The 15,636-nt window shown below is 74.4% G+C and carries 17 protein-coding genes; 12 read left to right on the top strand and 5 right to left on the bottom strand.

What is annotated here, in order from left to right:
- Positions 1-53 precede the first annotated feature (53 nt).
- Together WCD74_RS26295 and WCD74_RS26300 are read left to right on the top strand one after the other, a co-directional pair.
- A complete protein-coding gene (locus WCD74_RS26295) occupies positions 54-461 on the top strand; it encodes a hypothetical protein (RefSeq protein WP_337697864.1) in 408 nt (135 codons plus the stop codon).
- Between the two features lie 33 nt (positions 462-494).
- Entirely contained in the window at positions 495-1,211 is a 717-nt protein-coding gene (locus WCD74_RS26300; RefSeq protein ID WP_337697865.1) for a hypothetical protein, read from the top strand.
- A 16-nt stretch (positions 1,212-1,227) separates the two neighbouring features.
- On the opposite strand, the gene WCD74_RS26305 is transcribed toward WCD74_RS26300, so the two are convergent.
- Positions 1,228-1,989: a YqjF family protein gene (locus WCD74_RS26305; RefSeq protein WP_337697866.1), complete on the bottom strand. Its 762-nt coding sequence runs from the start codon at positions 1,987-1,989 to the stop codon at positions 1,228-1,230.
- Between the two features lie 10 nt (positions 1,990-1,999).
- Here WCD74_RS26305 and WCD74_RS26310 point away from each other — a divergent pair, with 10 nt between their 5' ends.
- Together WCD74_RS26310 and WCD74_RS26315 are read left to right on the top strand one after the other, a co-directional pair.
- A complete protein-coding gene (locus tag WCD74_RS26310) occupies positions 2,000-2,662 on the top strand; it encodes a class I SAM-dependent methyltransferase (RefSeq protein ID WP_337697867.1) in 663 nt (220 codons plus the stop codon).
- Positions 2,663-2,713: 51 nt separating this feature from the next.
- Positions 2,714-3,562, top strand: coding sequence for a DUF427 domain-containing protein (locus WCD74_RS26315; RefSeq protein WP_337697868.1), 849 nt, complete (start codon positions 2,714-2,716; stop codon positions 3,560-3,562).
- Here WCD74_RS26315 and WCD74_RS26320 read toward each other — a convergent pair.
- From WCD74_RS26320 to WCD74_RS26335, 4 genes are all read right to left on the bottom strand, one after another.
- Entirely contained in the window at positions 3,477-4,046 is a 570-nt protein-coding gene (locus WCD74_RS26320; RefSeq protein WP_337697869.1) for a mycothiol transferase, read from the bottom strand. The genes WCD74_RS26315 and WCD74_RS26320 overlap by 86 nt on opposite strands.
- 147 nt (positions 4,047-4,193) lie before the next feature.
- On the bottom strand, positions 4,194-4,679 hold the full coding sequence (locus WCD74_RS26325; protein ID WP_337697870.1) for a MarR family winged helix-turn-helix transcriptional regulator: 486 nt from the start codon (positions 4,677-4,679) through the stop codon (positions 4,194-4,196).
- Between the two features lie 106 nt (positions 4,680-4,785).
- A complete protein-coding gene (coaA, locus tag WCD74_RS26330; RefSeq protein WP_337697871.1) occupies positions 4,786-5,721 on the bottom strand; it encodes a type I pantothenate kinase in 936 nt (311 codons plus the stop codon).
- Between the two features lie 67 nt (positions 5,722-5,788).
- Positions 5,789-6,568 (bottom strand): SDR family oxidoreductase, encoded by a 780-nt coding sequence (locus WCD74_RS26335; RefSeq protein WP_337697872.1) that lies wholly within the window; start codon positions 6,566-6,568, stop codon positions 5,789-5,791.
- 60 nt (positions 6,569-6,628) lie between these two features.
- On the opposite strand from WCD74_RS26335, the gene WCD74_RS26340 reads away from it, so the two are divergent.
- The 8 genes from WCD74_RS26340 (at position 6,629) to WCD74_RS26375 (ending at position 15,612) form a co-directional block, all read left to right on the top strand.
- Positions 6,629-7,105 carry a PPOX class F420-dependent oxidoreductase gene (locus tag WCD74_RS26340; protein WP_337697873.1) on the top strand — a complete coding sequence of 159 codons (477 nt, stop codon included), beginning with the start codon at positions 6,629-6,631 and terminating at the stop codon, positions 7,103-7,105.
- A 10-nt stretch (positions 7,106-7,115) separates the two neighbouring features.
- The gene (locus tag WCD74_RS26345) at positions 7,116-8,474 is read left to right on the top strand and encodes a hemolysin family protein (RefSeq protein ID WP_337697874.1); all 1,359 of its coding nucleotides are present in this window, start codon (positions 7,116-7,118) and stop codon (positions 8,472-8,474) included.
- A gap of 28 nt (positions 8,475-8,502) precedes the next feature.
- Positions 8,503-9,648: a hemolysin family protein gene (locus WCD74_RS26350; protein WP_337697875.1), complete on the top strand. Its 1,146-nt coding sequence runs from the start codon at positions 8,503-8,505 to the stop codon at positions 9,646-9,648.
- Between the two features lie 48 nt (positions 9,649-9,696).
- Complete coding sequence (locus WCD74_RS26355) at positions 9,697-10,677, top strand: NAD(P)/FAD-dependent oxidoreductase (protein ID WP_337697876.1); 981 nt, start codon at positions 9,697-9,699, stop codon at positions 10,675-10,677.
- A gap of 274 nt (positions 10,678-10,951) precedes the next feature.
- A complete protein-coding gene (locus WCD74_RS26360; RefSeq protein ID WP_337697877.1) occupies positions 10,952-11,842 on the top strand; it encodes a VldE C-terminal domain-containing protein in 891 nt (296 codons plus the stop codon).
- A 52-nt stretch (positions 11,843-11,894) separates the two neighbouring features.
- Positions 11,895-13,409 (top strand): APC family permease, encoded by a 1,515-nt coding sequence (locus WCD74_RS26365; RefSeq protein ID WP_337697878.1) that lies wholly within the window; start codon positions 11,895-11,897, stop codon positions 13,407-13,409.
- Complete coding sequence (locus WCD74_RS26370) at positions 13,406-14,227, top strand: universal stress protein (RefSeq protein ID WP_337697879.1); 822 nt, start codon at positions 13,406-13,408, stop codon at positions 14,225-14,227. The genes WCD74_RS26365 and WCD74_RS26370 overlap by 4 nt, the downstream gene beginning before the upstream one ends.
- A gap of 32 nt (positions 14,228-14,259) precedes the next feature.
- Positions 14,260-15,612 (top strand): MFS transporter, encoded by a 1,353-nt coding sequence (locus WCD74_RS26375; protein WP_337697880.1) that lies wholly within the window; start codon positions 14,260-14,262, stop codon positions 15,610-15,612.
- Positions 15,613-15,636 lie beyond the last annotated feature (24 nt).

Raw genomic sequence — 15,636 nt, forward strand, 5'->3', positions numbered from 1 at the left:
ATGACCCGGGAGGTCATCGACCCGACGACCTCCCGGCCACCACCGTTCTCCCCATGACGAACACCGTGTCCTCCTCGAACGCCCCGACCGCCACCCGCTCCCAGGCCCCGCTGCGGCGGGTCCTCCTCCTCGACGCCGCCGCCTCCGGCGCCCTCGGCGTCGCCTCCGCCGCGGGCTCGTCCGCCCTCGACGACCTGCTCGGCCTTCCCCCCGGCCTGCTGCTCGGTGTCGGGGTGTTCCTGGTCGTCTACGCGCTCGGGCTGGTGGCACTGGCCCGGCTCGCGACCGTCCCCCGTCCGCTGACCTGGGTCGTCGTGCTCGGCAACACCGCCTGGGTGCTCGCGAGCGTGGCGCTCGTCGTCGGGACCTGGTCCGGGCTCACCGCGCCCGGGGCGGCCGTCGTGCTGGCCCAGGCGGCCGCCGTCGCGGTGTTCGCCGAGCTGCAGTACACCCACCGCTGACCCCGCGGCACCCGCACGGCAGGGTGCACCGCTGTGAGCAGCGTGGAGATGGCCGTCGAGATCGCCGCCGACCCGGGGCGCGTCCGCGCCGAGCTGCCCCGGTCGGTGGCGGTGTGGCTGCGCACGCGCGGGCTGGAGTCCCGGGCGGACGGCGAGATCGCGGTGATCACCGCCGACGAGCCCGTGCAGGTCCTCTCCACCGACGACGACGGCGGATTGGTCACCGCCGTGGACGCGGACGGTGCGACCGTGACCACCACGTGGACCGTGGACGGCCGGGCCGACCGGACCGCCGTGGTCACGAGCGCCTCCGCCGGCGTGGCCGCGCCGGAGGCCTTCACCGAGCGCATGACGACGGTGCTGGTGGCGCTGGCGGCGCACCTGGAGCACTTCCCGGACCCGCCCGGCACCGAGCTGCACGCCTGGGGTCCCTCGCGGGGCCGGTCCGCCGCCTCCACCCACGAGCAGGCCCACGCCCGGTTCCTCAGCCAGGTCGGCGTGATCGCGCCGCGCCAGCGGTTCGAGACCTTCCGCGGCCTGCCCGCCATGGCCGGGACCTGCCTGGAGCGCCGGGGCGGGCACCACCACAGCGCGGCGGCGCTGCTCCTGGACGACCCGATGCCGGGCGTCGCGATCCTCGCCACCTCGGGCACCCCGCCGGTCCACGAGGTCCACGCGCTGCTCTTCGGGGACGACGCCGTCGCCGAGCGCCTGCAGGCCCAGTTGGCGGCCTGGCTCGCCGCGGCGTGAGGACGATCCGGTCGTCCTAATGGCGCGAGGGATCCCCTCGCGCAGGGCGGGGCCGGGTCCCGGGCAGGCCGAAGCGCACCGACACCCCGGGTGAGTAGTGCACGAGGTCGGGACGACGGGCCGCCAACTGCGGGAACCCAGCGGCCGCGACCAGCTCGTCGTCGAACGCCGTGAGCTCCGCCCGCCGCAGCGGCCACGGCCCGTGCACGTTCGGCACGTACAGCGGCACCCCCGCGTGCCGCTCGTGCAGGCCCCACCTCGCCGTCAGGAAGGTGGTCAGCTCGTCGGCGACCGGCTCGCCGGGCCGGACCCGGACGACGCTGCGGTGGCGGCCGACCCGGGTCACGCAGCGGTAGGTCAGCTCGCCGTCGGCGTGGTGGAACGCCATGCGCGCCCACCGGTAGGGCAGGCCGAACGCGGCCTGCGCGCCGAGCACGACCGCCAGCCGGTCGGCGTCCAGCGAGCGGAACACGATGCCCCGCCGTCCCCGCCCGTCGACGGAGTACAGCCGCACGTTCGTCTCGAGGAACGTGCCGAACCACGGCACCGCCGGCCCCCGTGACAGCCCGGCGCCGACCATGCGGAACGGGATCAGCCCGACGTAGGTGACCCCGTCGAGGACGTCCGGCCGCACGCCCGGCGGCAGGAACGGCGCGACCTCGTCCGGGTCGACCGCCCAGTGCAGGAACGCGGCGTCGCGCCAGGACTGCGTCATCATCGTCGGCCCGGCGAAGGCCGGGGCATGGGCGGTGACGGGCTCGACGGGCTCGGGGGTCACATCTCAGGGAGTGCCCACCGACGCGTCCGGGAACATCACCGTCGTGGCCGACACCGCCCGCACGTCCGGGTTCTCCTTCACCGAGCCCGGTTTCTTCGACCGCTCCGATCCCCGCGACGACGCCGTCTTCTACCGGCCGCCGCGGCTCGTGCAGCACATCGACGACGCCGCCGTCGCGGCCGTCGGCGCCTACTACGACGAGGTCGGCGCCGACGGCGACGTCCTCGACCTCATGTCGTCGTGGGTCTCGCACCTCTCCACGCCGCCGCGGCACCTCACGGTGCTGGGCATGAACCACGCCGAGCTGGCGGCCAACACCTGGGCCCACGAGCGCGTGGTGCACGACCTGAACACCGACCCGCGGCTGCCCTTCGCGGACGCGTCGTTCGACACGGTGGTCAGCACCGTCTCGGTCGACTACCTGACGCAGCCCGTCGCGGTCTTCACCGACGTCGCGCGCGTGCTGCGGCCCGGCGGCCGGTTCGCGATCACCTTCTCCAACCGCTGTTTCCCGACGAAGGCCGTGCGCGGCTGGCTCGCCACCGACGACGCCGGCCACGTCCGGATCGTGCAGGACTACCTCGTGGCGTCCGGGGCGTTCGACGAGCCGGTCGCCGAGCAGCGGCCGTCGGCGGGAGACCCGGTGTTCGCGGTGTGCGCTGCGCGCAGGTGAGCACTTCCCCGTGTCCTGGCACGGGAAAGTGCTCACGAGTACGAAGGACACATGTCCCTCACGCGCTTCGGCGGCCCGCTGTCGCGGAAGCTCCCCGAGACCCGCACCTTCACCGTCGAGGGCCCGGCGCACTCGCTGCTCCTGGAGCCGTTCCGGCGGCGGGTGCGGGCGGTGGTGGACGACGTGGTCGTCCTCGACACCGTCGACGGGGCGCTGCTGTTCGAGACCGGCCTGGGCCCACAGCTCTACGTCCCCGAGGGTGACGTCCGCGCCGACCTGCTCTCCCCCAGCGACACCACGACCCACTGCCCGTTCAAGGGCGACGCCACCTACCGGCACCTGACGGTGGGCGACCGGACCGTCCCGGACGCGGTGTGGGCCTACCCGGACCCGAAGCCGGACACCCCGTGGCTCGCGGGCCTCGTCGCGCTGCCGATGGGTGCGGCCGACCGCTGGTTCGACGAGGACGTCGAGGTGCTCGGTCACCTGCCCGACCCCTACCACCGCGTCGACCTGCGCCCGACCGGCCGGCGGGTCACGGTGACCGCCCCGGACGGCTCGGCCGTGGCCTCGTCGTCGTCCGCCGTGCTGCTCGACGAGACCGGGCTCGACGTCCGGTTCTACCTGCCGCGCACCGACGTGCAGGCCGAGCTGACCCGCACCGACACCACCACGGTCTGCCCCTACAAGGGCGTGTCGACCTACTGGACGGTGTCGACGGGCGGGACGAGCGTGGTCGACGGCGCGTGGTCGTACGAGTCGCCGACCGACGAGTCCCGCGGCATCGCCGAGCTGGTGTGCTTCTCGGACGACTTCACCGTGACGGTGGAGGGTCCTCGCCGGCCAGCAGGAACTCCCGCAGGGCCTGCGCCTGGCCGGCGCGGCGGGCGGTCTCGGTGATCAGGTGCAGCAGGATCCAGCGCAGCTCGATGTGGCCGCGCCGGTCGTCGCGCACCGCGTCGTCGAGCGACTCCGCGCCGGCCAGCGCGTCCCGCCCCTTCTCGCAGGTCTCCTGGTAGGCCCCCACCAGGACCTCGGGCTCGTCCAGCTCGCTGAAGCGGAAGGTCGCGTCGGAGTCGTCGACGTAGCTGAACGTGTAGGCGGCCCGCCCGCCGCGCTGTCCCCAGCGCTCCACCAGCCAGGTGCGCTCGAGATCGGTGAGCAGCCGCACGATGCCGACCAGGGAGGCACCCGAGTCCGGGACCCGGCGGCGCAGCGCCCCGTGGGGCAGCCCGTCCATGGCCAGCACGACCTGCGCGCGGAAGTAGTCCAGCCAGCCCTCGAGCGACTCCCGCTCGTCCGCGACCTGCGGCGGGCTGAGGCGACGCACGGGCGCGCGGAAGACGGTGTCGTCGTCCGCGTGCTGGGGCTCGTCGATGCTCACTCTCGTCCCGCCCTCGGCGTGTCGGGCGGCTGCACCGGGGCCACGTCGGCCGGGCGCCGCGCACCGGTGGTGCGTGCCAGGAACTGATCGCGACGGCCCAGCATGCCCGGCCGTGTCCCACGGGACAAGACGGCCCCCGGGTGAGAGCTACGGGGCGGGGATCGTGGCGAGCGCCTCGAGGGCGGGCAGCGCGGCGGCGAGCGCCTCGCGCTGGTCCTCCGGGAGCCGCTCGAGCCGCTCGGCCAGGACGGCGGTGCGCTCGGTCCGCAGGCGCTCGATCATCGCGCGGCCGTCCGCGGAGAGCTCCACCAGCGCCGACCGGGCGTCCTGCGGGTCGGGCGTGCGCACGAGCAGGCCGGCGTCGTCGAGTGCGGCGAGCACCCGGCTCATGGTCGGGGGCGTGACCGCCTCGCGCCGGGCCAGCTCCGAGAGGCGCAGCGGCTCGTGCTCCTCCAGGGTCACCAGCACCGAGGTCTGCAGCGGGGGCAGCACCGCGGCGGAGTCGACGCGGATGCGCCGGTTGAGCCGACCGACGGCCAGCCGCAGGCGCGCGGGGAGCATCGGGTCGTGCGGATCGGTCACCTCCCCCACGCCCATCGGGGAGGCCGCGAGGTCGGACGAGGTCGTTGCCATACCTCAGCATCCCATCCCCCGTGCCCGGTTCCCAGCACCGGGCGCGTGTTTCCTGCCGCTTTCGTCCGATTCCCCGGCGAGCCGCTCGCCCGTTCGGCCGTGCGGCTCAGAGTTTGCGGAGCCGGATCCGTCGCACGGCGTGATCGGGGCCCTTCGTGAGCACGAGACCGGCGCGGGACCGCGTCGGCGCGATGTTCTCCCGCAGGTTCGGCCCGTTGATCTCGTCCCAGAGCTGGGCGGCGCGCTCGCGCGCGGCGGTCTCGTCCATCTCGGCGTAGCGGCGGAAGTACGACGCCGGGTCGCGGAACGCGGTCTCCCGCAGTGCGAGGAACCGCTCGATGTACCAGCGGCGCACGTCCGTGGGGTGCGCGTCGACGTAGATCGAGAAGTCGATGAGGTCGCTGACGGCGAGCGCGCTGGCCCGCTCCCCCGTCTGCGGCGCCGGTTGCAGCACGTTCAGGCCCTCGAGGACGAGGATGTCCGGGCGCGAGACGGAGCGCTGCTCGTCGGTGACGTCGTAGACCAGGTGGGAGTACACCGGCGCCGACACCTCCGGCTTGCCCGCCTTGATGTCGGAGACGAAGCGCAGCAGGGCGCGGCGGTCGTAGGACTCGGGGAAGCCCTTGCGGGTCATGATCCCGCGGCGCTCGAGCTCGGCGTTCGGGTGCAGGAACCCGTCCGTGGTCACCAACGCGACGTTCGGGTGGTCGGACCAGCGGGCGAGCAGCAGGCGCAGCAGCCGGGCCGTGGTCGACTTGCCCACCGACACCGACCCGGCGATCCCGACGACGAAGGGCGTGCGTTCCTCGTCCTGGCGCAGGAACGTGCGGTAGGCCTCGAGCAGCCCGGCGCTCGCGCGGACGTGCAGGTCGAGCAGGCGCGAGAGCGGCAGGTAGACGTCGCGGACCTCGTCGAGGTCCACCGGGTCGCCGAGGGAGCGCAGCTCCTCCAGCTCGGCCGCCGTCAGGGGGAGGTCGCCGGACTCGTCCCGGAGGGCCGCCCAGGAGGCGCGGTCGAAGTCGACGAACGGGGACCCGCTCATGGGCGCCCATTCTGGCCACGATCACCCGTGCGGCCGCCACCGGCTGTCCGCCAGGTCACGGCCTGCATCAATTCCGGTCCCCGCCTGCGTCGCCCCGGACATCTCCCCCGTCGCTCCGCTCGCCCTGGAACCCCAGCTGCCGGATCGACTGCACCGCGTACTCCACGACCACCACGTGCGGCGGGAGCCCCAGGACGTGCACCACCCCGGCGGCGACGTCGGCCGGGTCGAGCCCCTCGTCGTGCATGCGGCCCTCGAAGGCGGCCGCGCCCTCCTGGCCGGCCACCAGGTCGGTCGCGACGAAGCCCGGCGCGACCGTGGTGACCCGCACCCCCCGCGGCCCGACCTCGAGCCGCAGCGTCTCGGCGACCGCGTGCGCGGCGTGCTTGCTCGCGGCGTACACCCCGCCCGCGGCCGAGGCGACCCGCCGTCCGGACATCGAGGAGATCACGACCACGCTGCTCCCCGGCCCGAGGTGGGGTAGCACCGCGCGGGAGGTGGCGAGCAGGCCGGTGACGTTGGCGTCGAGGATCCCGCGCCAGACCTCGGGGTCGGTGTCGGCCACGGACCCCAGCGACATCACCCCGGCGGCGAGCACCACGTCGTCGATCCCGCCGAGCCCACCGGCCGCGGCCTCGACCGCCGCGCCGATCGAGGCGGGGTCGGTGACGTCGCCGGTGGCGACGACCGCGCCGTCCAGCGTGCCGGCGAGCTCGTCGAGGCGGTCACGACGGCGGGCCACCAGGCCGGGGCGGGCACCGGCGGCCGCCGCCGCGGTCGCGATCGCCGCGCCGATGCCGGAGGAGGCGCCGACGACGAGGACGCGGCGCCCGGAGAGGTCGGTCACCGGTCCAGCCTAGTGATCACGCTGCGCAGGCCGTCGGCCCTCGGCCGTAGGATCCCCTCCATGGCCAACATCGCGACCAACGACCGCGTGGACTTCGACGCGCTGGTCGAGTTCCTGCGGACGCGGCACAAGGCGATCGTGGTGACCCGGCGGGAGGACGGCGGGGACCAGACGAGCCCCGTGACGCTGGGGATCGACGCGCAGGGCCGGCTGCTGGTCTCCACGTACCCGCAGCGCTCGAAGGTCGTGAACATCCGCAAGCACCCGCGGATCGCGATGTGCGTGCTGTCGGACGAGTTCGACGACCCCTGGGTGCACGTCGAGGGCACCGCGGAGATCCTCGACATGCCCGAGGCGCTCGACGGCCTCGTCGAGTACTTCCGGTCGATCTCCGGCGAGCACCCGGACTGGGACGAGTACGAGCAGGCGATGGCCGACGGGAACAAGTCGCTGATCCGCCTCACGATCGACCGCTGGGGCCCGATCGCCACGGGCGGGTTCCCTCCCCGCTCGGCCGAGCCCGGCGCGCAGGACTGACCTCGCCGACATGGACGTCCTCCTCTCCGTGCTCGGCCTCGTCGGGGTCGTCGCGGTCACCCTCGGGACCGCGGTGTTCGTCGCGGCCGAGTTCTCCCTCACCACGCTGGAACGCAGCCAGGTCGACCACCACGTCGACGAGGTGGGCGACCGGCGGGCCCAGGCGGTCGCGAAGGCCCACCGCAACCTCTCCTTCGAGCTCTCCGGCGCCCAGCTCGGCATCACGATCACCACGCTGGTCACGGGCTACATGGCCCAGCCGGCGATCGCGACGCTGATCTCGCCGCTCCTGGAGGACGTGGGCATCCCCGCCGGCGCTGCCGTGGGCGCCGCGGCCGTGATCGCCCTGATCCTCGCCACCGCGCTGTCCATGGTGTTCGGCGAGCTGGTGCCGAAGAACCTCGCCATCGCCGCGCCGCTGCGCACCGCGCGGACGGTGGCGGGCGTCCAGGCCGCGTTCTCGAAGGCGCTGTCCTGGTTCATCGGCGGGCTCAACGGCGCCGCGAACTGGATCGTGCGCCGCCTCGGGGTGGAGCCGGCCGAGGAGCTGCGCTCGGCCCGGTCACCGCAGGAGCTCGGCTCCCTGGTGGCCACCAGCGCGGAGCAGGGCACGATCGACGAGGGCACGGCGGCGGTGCTGACCCGCACCCTGCGCGTCGGGGAGCGCACGGCCGACGAGCTGATGACGCCGCGCATGCGGGTGGAGAGCCTGAACACCGACGACACCGTCGACGACCTGCTGGCCGCGACCGCGCGCACCGGGTTCTCCCGGTTCCCCGTGATCGACGGCGACCTCGACGACGTCCGCGGCGTGGTGCACGTCAAGCAGGCCTTCGCCGAGCCCCGGTCGCGGCGCGGGGCACAGTTCCTGCGCAACCTCATGCGCACCCCGACCACGGTGCCCGACTCCCTGGACGGCGACGAGCTGCTCGACCGGTTGCGCGGCACCGGGTTCCAGATGGCGGTGGTGGTCGACGAGTACGGCGGCACCGCGGGCATCGTCACGCTCGAGGACCTCGTCGAGGAGATCGTCGGCGACGTGCGCGACGAGCACGACCGCGGGGAGGCGGCCCGCTTCCGCACCACGGGCGACGACACCTGGATGGTCTCCGGGACCCTGCGGCCGGACGAGCTCGAGGACCTGGTCGGCTGGTCGTTCCCGGACTCCGAGATCTACGAGACGCTGGCGGGCTTCCTGCTCGCCGAGCTGGGCCGCATCCCGTCGGTGGGCGACACCGTGACGCACGAGGGCTGGCGCATGGACGTCGTCCGGATGGACCGGCGGCGCATCGCCGACGTGCGGATCACGCGGCCGCCGGACGCGGAGACCACGCGGGAGCAGCGGGAGACGGCGGGGATGACGCCATGAGCGGGGCGAGCGAAGCGACGGGGGCAGGATGAACGACTACGTCGCCCTGCTGGCCATGGTGGGCCTGCTGCTGGCCAACGCGTTCTTCGTGGGCGCCGAGTTCGCCCTGATCTCCGCGCGGCGCGACCGGCTGGAGACGATGGTCGACGCCGGCACGTCCGGCGCCGCCACCGTCCTGCGCGCCACCGAGCACCTCTCGATGATGATGGCGGCGGCCCAGCTGGGGATCACGATCTGCTCGCTGGCGCTCGGGTCGCTCGGTGAGCCCGCGCTCGCCCACCTGCTGGAGGGGGTCTTCGACCCGCTGGGTGTGCCCGAGGCGTTGCTGCACCCGATCGCCTTCGTGATCTCGCTGCTGATCGTCACGGTGCTGCACATCGTGATCGGCGAGATGGTCCCGAAGAACATCGCGATCGCCGGGCCGGAGCGCACCTCGGTGTGGCTGGTCCCCCCGCTCGTCGCGTTCCTCAAGGTCACCCGGCCGGTCATCGGGTTGCTGAACTGGATCGCGAATCACGTCCTGAAGCTGCTCGGGGTGGAGCCCAAGGACGAGCGCGAGTCGGCGTACACCACCTCGGAGATCGCGGAGATGCTCTCGGAGTCCCGGCGCGAGGGGTTGCTGGACGCGTCGCAGACCCGGCGGCTCACCCAGGCGCTCAACACCGCCGAGCGCACCGTCGCCGACGTCCTCATCCCCCGCGAACGGCTCACCGTCCTCCCGGCGAACCCGACCGTCGGGGCGCTCGAGGAGGCGGTCGCCTCGACCGGGTTCTCCCGCTACCCGGTGCAGACCCCCGAGGCCCCGGACGCCCACCCGCGCCTGGACAGCCACGCGCTCGAGCCTGGCACCGCGCCGGTGCTGCCCGAGCAGACGGGGATGGCACCGAGCGCGGAGCTCGGCGGCTACCTGCACATCAAGGACGTCCTCGACCTCGACGGCGGGGAGGACCGGGTCGTCCCCGCCGAGCGGGTGCGGGCCCTCCCCCGGGTCACCGTCACCGCGCCGGTGGACGAGGCGCTGGCCTCGATGCGCCGGGAGAACGCCCACCTCGCGCGGGCCGTCGACGACGACGGCCGCACGGTCGGGGTGGTCGCGCTCGAGGACCTCATCGAGGAGTACGTCGGGACGGTCCGCGACAGCACGCACGCGGCGCGGTCCGGCTCACGGTCCTGAGGCCCGCCGGCGCGCATGGGTGGGGCGCGGGGCGGGGACCTGACCCCCATGAGCGACAGCGCGCCGCCCCGCACCGACGTCCTGGTCGTCGGCGGGGGCATCAGCGGGGTCGCCTGCGCGCGGGCGCTCACGGAGGCGGGGGTGCCGGTGCGGGTCCTCGAGCGCAGCGGGCGCGTCGGCGGGCGGCTCTCCAGCCCCCCGGTGCACGATCGTCCCGTCGACCTGGGCGCGGCCTACTTCACCGTCTCCGACGAGGAGTTCGGCGCCCGGGTCGCCGACTGGGAGCGTCGCGGCCTCGCCCGTCCGTGGACCGACACCATGCAGGCGTACGCGGGTGACGGCTCGTCCGAGACCAAGACCGGGCCGCAGCGGTGGGCCGCGCCCGGCGGCCTGCGGTCGCTGGTCGCGGACCTGGCCGAGGGGCTGCGCGTCGAGACGCACCGCGAGGTCGCCGACGTCACGCCCGGGCCGGCCGTCGACGGCGAGCCCGCGTGCGCGGTGGTGCTGGCCATGCCCGACCCGCAGGCCGCCCGCCTCGTCCGGACCCCGATGCGCTCGGCGCAGGTGCTGGCCGACCGGCCGTGGGAGCCGGTCATCGCGGTCGCCCTGGGCTACGCGGAGCGCACCTGGAGCGAGCTGCCGGCCGCGTTCGTCAACGACCACCCGGTGCTCTCCCTGATCGCCGACGACGGCTCCCGGCGCGGCGACGACGCCCCGGTCCTCGTCGCGCACACCACCGGCGAGGAGGCGCGCCGCCACCTGGACGACCCGGCCGGCGTGACCGACGGGGTCGCCGCCGCCGTCGGGGAGCTCCTCGGCCTCGACGCCGCGCCGACGTGGACCCACGCGCACCGCTGGACCTTCGCGAGCCCCGCCGAGCCGCACGAGACCCCGCAGGACGCGCCGTTCCACCTCGACGACGACCTCGTCGCCGTCGTCGGCGACGGCTGGGGCCCGCCGAAGGTGGAGACGGCGTGGCGGTCGGGGACGCTGCTCGGCCGCACCCTCGCGGCCCGCGTCACCTGCTGACCACACCTGCCTGAGAGCGAGCCTGAGAAAGCGGGCCCGCTCGACGCCCGGGTACGCCCGGCTGCCGTCGATCCCTTCCCGACGAGGCAGCTGGGCCTACCTTGGGTCGCGGAGACGTCACGGAACGGTCACGACACCGGCTCCCCACCACCGTCGTGAGCAGTCCTTCCACTCCTCCCGCGGCCGACCCCGACGGCTGCGGGAGAGGACGCCTCCGCGCACGAAGCAGCTCCCCGACCCGGAAGGTCCCTGCGTGTCCCGGCACCGCTCCCCAGTGCCGACGCGTCGCCCCGCCCCGAGCTCCCCCGTGGAGCCCGGGCGGGTCGCGACCGTCGACCCCCCGACCACTGTGCTCGACCTCGCCGCGCTCGTGACCGACCGGCACGCCCGCGCGGGCTTCACCCCGGACCCCGCGGGCCGGCCCGCGCGCCGCCGCGGCCGGCACGCCACCCCGGCCCGGGACGCCCGCCGCCACGGCCTCGCCGCCGCCGGTGTCGCGACCGTCGCGCTGGCCGCGGTCGCCCCGGCGGCGCTGCAGCTGCCCACCGACGACGCGACGCTGGCGCTGTCCTCGGAGAGCACGCGCCTGGAACCGGCGGCAGCGCCGGCCCCGGCCGTCGCACCCGTCGTCGTCAGCGGCGCCGGGGACCCCGCCACCGCGGACCTGTTCAAGGCCGGCGACCGGGTGCGGCGCCAGGCCGAGCAGGCGCAGCAGGCGGCCGCCGCCGAGCAGGCGCAGGCCGCCGAGGCGCAGCGGGCGAAGGCCGAGACCGACCGGACCGCGCGCATCACCGACTGCGGCGCCGACTCGAGCTACGGCGGCGTCGCCGACTCGGTGCAGACCGTCGGCAACGCGATGGAGTGCGTCTTCCCCGGCCACGACGTGCTCGGGGTCGGCAGCCGCGGCAACGCCTCGGACCACCCGGGCGGCTACGCGCTGGACTTCATGACGACCGACGGCGACGCGATCGCGGACTGCGTCATGGAGAACAAGGACGCGCTCGGCGTCTCCTACGCGATCTGGGACCAGCGGATCAACACCGGCTCCGGGTGGGAGGGCATGGAGGACCGCGGCGGCGCGACCGCGAACCACGAGGACCACGTGCACATCTCGTTCGAGCGCGGCGCGGACCCCGACGTCTCGGCGCTGCGCTCCTGCGGCTGACGCCTGCGCTCCTGCGGCTGACCCGGTCGGCACCCCGTTAGGGTGCCGAAGCATGTCGATCGTCCCGCCCGGCGGCGCCTGGCTGCGCCGGAAGCCGGTCACGACCATGGCGGCCGAGACCGGTGCCGACACCTCGGGCGGCGGCGAGCTCGAGCGCAGCATCGGGCTGTTCCAGCTCACCGCGTTCGGGGTCGGCGCGACCGTCGGCACCGGCATCTTCTTCGTGCTCTCCGAGGCCACCCCGGAGGCCGGACCCGCCGTCGTGATCAGCTTCGTGGTCGCGGCGGTCACGGCCGGGCTCACGGCGCTCTGCTACGCCGAGCTGGCCTCCGCGGTCCCGGTGAGCGGCTCGAGCTACTCCTACGCCTACGCGACCCTGGGCGAGGCGCCCGCCATGGCGGTCGCGGCCTGCCTGCTGCTGGAGTACATGGTCTCCTCGGCCGCCGTCGCGGTCGGCTGGTCGGAGTACCTCAACGCGCTGCTGGCCGACACGATCGGCGTGCGCATCCCCGACCTGCTCTCCGGCGCCCCGGGTGCGGGCGGCGTGATCAACCTGCCCGCGATGGTGCTCGTCGTGCTGTGTGCGCTGCTGCTGGTGCGCGGGGTCAGCGAGTCGGCCACCGCGAACGCGGTCATGGTCGTCATCAAGCTCGCGGTGCTGGTGATGTTCGCCGTGATCGCGGCGAGCGCGTTCTCCCGCGACCGCTTCGCGGACTTCGCCCCGTTCGGGACGGCGGGGGTCGGCGCGGCCGCGGGCACCGTGTTCTTCTCGTTCATCGGCCTGGACGCGGTCTCGACGGCGGGTGAGGAGGCCAAGGACCCCCGCCGCACGCTGCCGCGGGCCCTGGTGCTGGCCCTGGTGATCGTCACCGTGATCTACCTGCTCGTGGCGGTGACCGCGATCGGCGCGCAGGACTGGCCGCGGTTCGAGGGCCAGGAGGCGGGGCTCGCCGCGATCCTGGCCGAGGTCACGGGCTCGTCGTGGCCCTCGATCGTCCTCGCGGCGGGCGCGGTCATCTCGATCTTCTCGATCACGCTGGTGACGATGTACGGGCAGACCCGCATCCTGTTCACGATGAGCCGCGACGGGATGCTCCCGCCCCTGTTCTCCCGCGTCGACCCGCGCACGCTGACACCGGTGCGCAACACCGTCGTGGTGGCCGTCGCGGTGGGCCTGCTCGCCGGGTTCGTCCCGCTCGACGTCCTCGCCGACCTGGTCTCGATCGGCACGCTGGTCGCGTTCACCGTGGTGTCGGTGGGCGTCATCGTGCTGCGTCGCACAGCGCCCGGCCTGCCCCGGGCGTTCCGCGTCCCCGGCTATCCGGTCACCCCGGTGCTGTCGATCCTCGCGTGCCTCTACCTGATCTCCGGGCTCTCCTGGGTGACGATCATCGTGTTCGTCGTCTGGTTGGTGGCGGCGCTGGTGTTCTGGGTGGTGTACGGGTCGAGGCGGTCGGCGCTGATCACGCACGGGGGAGACGGAGCGGAGCGGAGCTCGACCATGACGGACGGGGGAGACGGAGCGGAGCGGAGCTCGACCATGACGGACGGGGAGGACGGTCGATGACGCTGCTGGTGGGCCTCTCGCCGGAGGCCCGGGACGACGCCGGGGGCGCCATCGGGCTGGCGGCGCGCCTGGCGGGTGCGTGGGGCGAGGACCTGGCCGTGGCGGTCGTGGTCACCCCGGGCACCGCACCCGACGACGGGGAGCCCGAGGCACCCGCCGTCGCGCAGGCCGCGGTGGACGGGGTCCTCGCCGGCACCGGGGTGGCCGCCCGGTGGACCGCCGTCCGCGGCCGGTCCGTGGCCGAGGCGCTGCTCGAGGCCGCGGGGGCGGACGGGATCTCCGCGGTCGTGCTCGGGACGGACCCCGACCGGTCCGGGCGGATCGCGGTGCGGGTCGCCCGCAGCTCCCCCGTGCCGGTGGTCCTCGCCCGCGGCACCGGCTCGTCGCCGGGGCTGCCCGTGACCCGCGTGACCTGCGCGTTCGACGGGACCACGGCATCGGCCGGCGTCCTGGCGGCGGCCGCCGAGATCGCCCGGCGCTCGTCGGCGACGCTGCGGGTGGCCTCGTTCGCGGTGCGGCGCCCGGCCGCGATCCCGCCGGAGGTCGGACTGGACGCGGAGGAGCCGGTCATCGCGGAGTGGTCCGCACAGATCGCCGAGACCCAGCGGGCGGCGCTGGCCGAGCAGGGTCTCGAGGCCGAGACCGGCGTGCACGCGGGAGCCTCGTGGGACGACGCGGTGCACGTCGCCGGGTGGACCGCGGGCGACCTGCTCGTGGTCGGCGGCACCCCGGGCGCGGCGACCCGCTTCTTCCTCGGCGACCGGGTCGGCGCCATCCTGGCGGCCGCGCCGGTGCCAGCGGTGATCGTCAGGTCTTGACGCCCGGCTCACGGCAGTATCGGGTGGCGGTCATGTCGACGACGACGCCGGACACCGAGGTCGGGAGGCGGACCCTGCGGCGGGTCGCCGTCCGGCTGCTGCCGCTGCTGGTCCTGCTCTACTTCGTCAACTACCTGGACCGGGTCAACATCGGGTTCGCGGGCCCGAACGGCATGAACGCCGAGCTCGGGCTCACCGCGACGATGTTCGGGCTGGCGTCGGGCATCTTCTTCATCGGCTACCTGGTGCTCGAGGTCCCGTCGAACCTGGCGCTGCACCGCTTCGGCGCCCGGATCTGGATCACCCGCATCCTGGTCTCGTGGGGGATCATCGCCACGGTCATGGCGTTCGTCCCGAACGCCACCACGCTGATCGTGCTGCGCTTCCTGCTCGGTGTCGCGGAGGCCGGCTTCTTCCCCGGGATCATCCTGTACCTGACCTACTGGTTCCCGGCCGAGCAGCGGGCCCGCGCGGTCGCCCTCTTCATGACCGCGGTGCCCGTGTCGGTCGCGGTGGGCTCCGTGGTCTCCAGCCTGCTGATCCGGGCCGGGGACGGACTGCTGGGGGCGTCCGGCTGGCGGATCATGTTCTTCGCCGAGGGCGTCCCCGCCATCCTGCTCGGCGTGGTGACGTTCTTCGCGCTCACCGACCGCCCGGGCGACGCCCGCTGGCTGCGCGAGGACGAGCGGGCATGGCTGACCGAGAAGCTCGAGGCCGAGGCGCGGGCCACCGAGCGCACCGCGCACTGGCCGCTGCGCCGGGCGCTGACCCACCCCCGGATCCTGGCGCTGGCCTTCGTCTACTTCGGCATCACCTACGGCCTGTACGCGCTGAGCTTCTTCCTCCCGACGATCGTCGCCGGGTTCGAGCAGCAGTTCGGCACGAGGCTCGACGTCCTGGAGCGGGGCTTCGTCACGGCGATCCCCTACGTGGTCGCCGCGGTGGCCATGGTGCTCTGGGGGCGGCGGGCCGACGCGGCCCGCTCGATGCGGGGCCGCGCCTGGTTCGTCGCCGCGCCCGCGCTGCTCGGGGGCGTCGCGATCCCGATCGCGCTCTACCTCGCGAACCCGTGGCTGGCGATGGCGGCCGTGACGGTGTGCGCCGTCGGCGTGTGCGGCGCGCTGGCCCCGTTCTGGGCGCTCCCCTCGCAGTTCCTCACCGGCGCCGCGGCCGCGGGCGGGATCGCCCTGATCAACTCCCTGGGCAACCTCAGCGGCTTCACCGCGCCGTACATCACCGGCGCCCTCGCGGACGTCAGCGGCTCGCAGCGCGCTGGCCTGTGGGTGGTCGGGGCGTGCATGGTGGCCGCGGCCGTGGTGGCGGTGCTCGTCGGGACGCGGATCGCCCGCGAGCGCGGCGAGGCCGCCCCCGCGCCCCCGGACTGAGCGAAGGGCACCTTCGGTCGACTA

Source organism: Actinomycetospora aurantiaca, assembly GCF_037401875.1.
Lineage (GTDB): Bacteria > Actinomycetota > Actinomycetes > Mycobacteriales > Pseudonocardiaceae > Actinomycetospora > Actinomycetospora aurantiaca.

Excerpts from the sequence above, each read along its gene's own strand:
- WCD74_RS26345 (WP_337697874.1), top strand. The coding sequence starts at position 7,116 with ATGGACGTCCTCCTCTCCGTGCTCGGCCTCGTCGGGGTCGTCGCGGTC.
- WCD74_RS26295 (WP_337697864.1), top strand. The coding sequence starts at position 54 with ATGACGAACACCGTGTCCTCCTCGAACGCCCCGACCGCCACCCGCTCC.
- WCD74_RS26355 (WP_337697876.1), top strand. The coding sequence starts at position 9,697 with ATGAGCGACAGCGCGCCGCCCCGCACCGACGTCCTGGTCGTCGGCGGG.
- WCD74_RS26350 (WP_337697875.1), top strand. The coding sequence starts at position 8,503 with ATGAACGACTACGTCGCCCTGCTGGCCATGGTGGGCCTGCTGCTGGCC.
- WCD74_RS26325 (WP_337697870.1), bottom strand. The coding sequence starts at position 4,679 with ATGGCAACGACCTCGTCCGACCTCGCGGCCTCCCCGATGGGCGTGGGG.
- WCD74_RS26365 (WP_337697878.1), top strand. The coding sequence starts at position 11,895 with ATGTCGATCGTCCCGCCCGGCGGCGCCTGGCTGCGCCGGAAGCCGGTC.
- coaA (WP_337697871.1), bottom strand. The coding sequence starts at position 5,721 with ATGAGCGGGTCCCCGTTCGTCGACTTCGACCGCGCCTCCTGGGCGGCC.
- WCD74_RS26375 (WP_337697880.1), top strand. The coding sequence starts at position 14,260 with ATGTCGACGACGACGCCGGACACCGAGGTCGGGAGGCGGACCCTGCGG.
- WCD74_RS26370 (WP_337697879.1), top strand. The coding sequence starts at position 13,406 with ATGACGCTGCTGGTGGGCCTCTCGCCGGAGGCCCGGGACGACGCCGGG.
- WCD74_RS26340 (WP_337697873.1), top strand. The coding sequence starts at position 6,629 with ATGGCCAACATCGCGACCAACGACCGCGTGGACTTCGACGCGCTGGTC.
- WCD74_RS26315 (WP_337697868.1), top strand. The coding sequence starts at position 2,714 with ATGTCCCTCACGCGCTTCGGCGGCCCGCTGTCGCGGAAGCTCCCCGAG.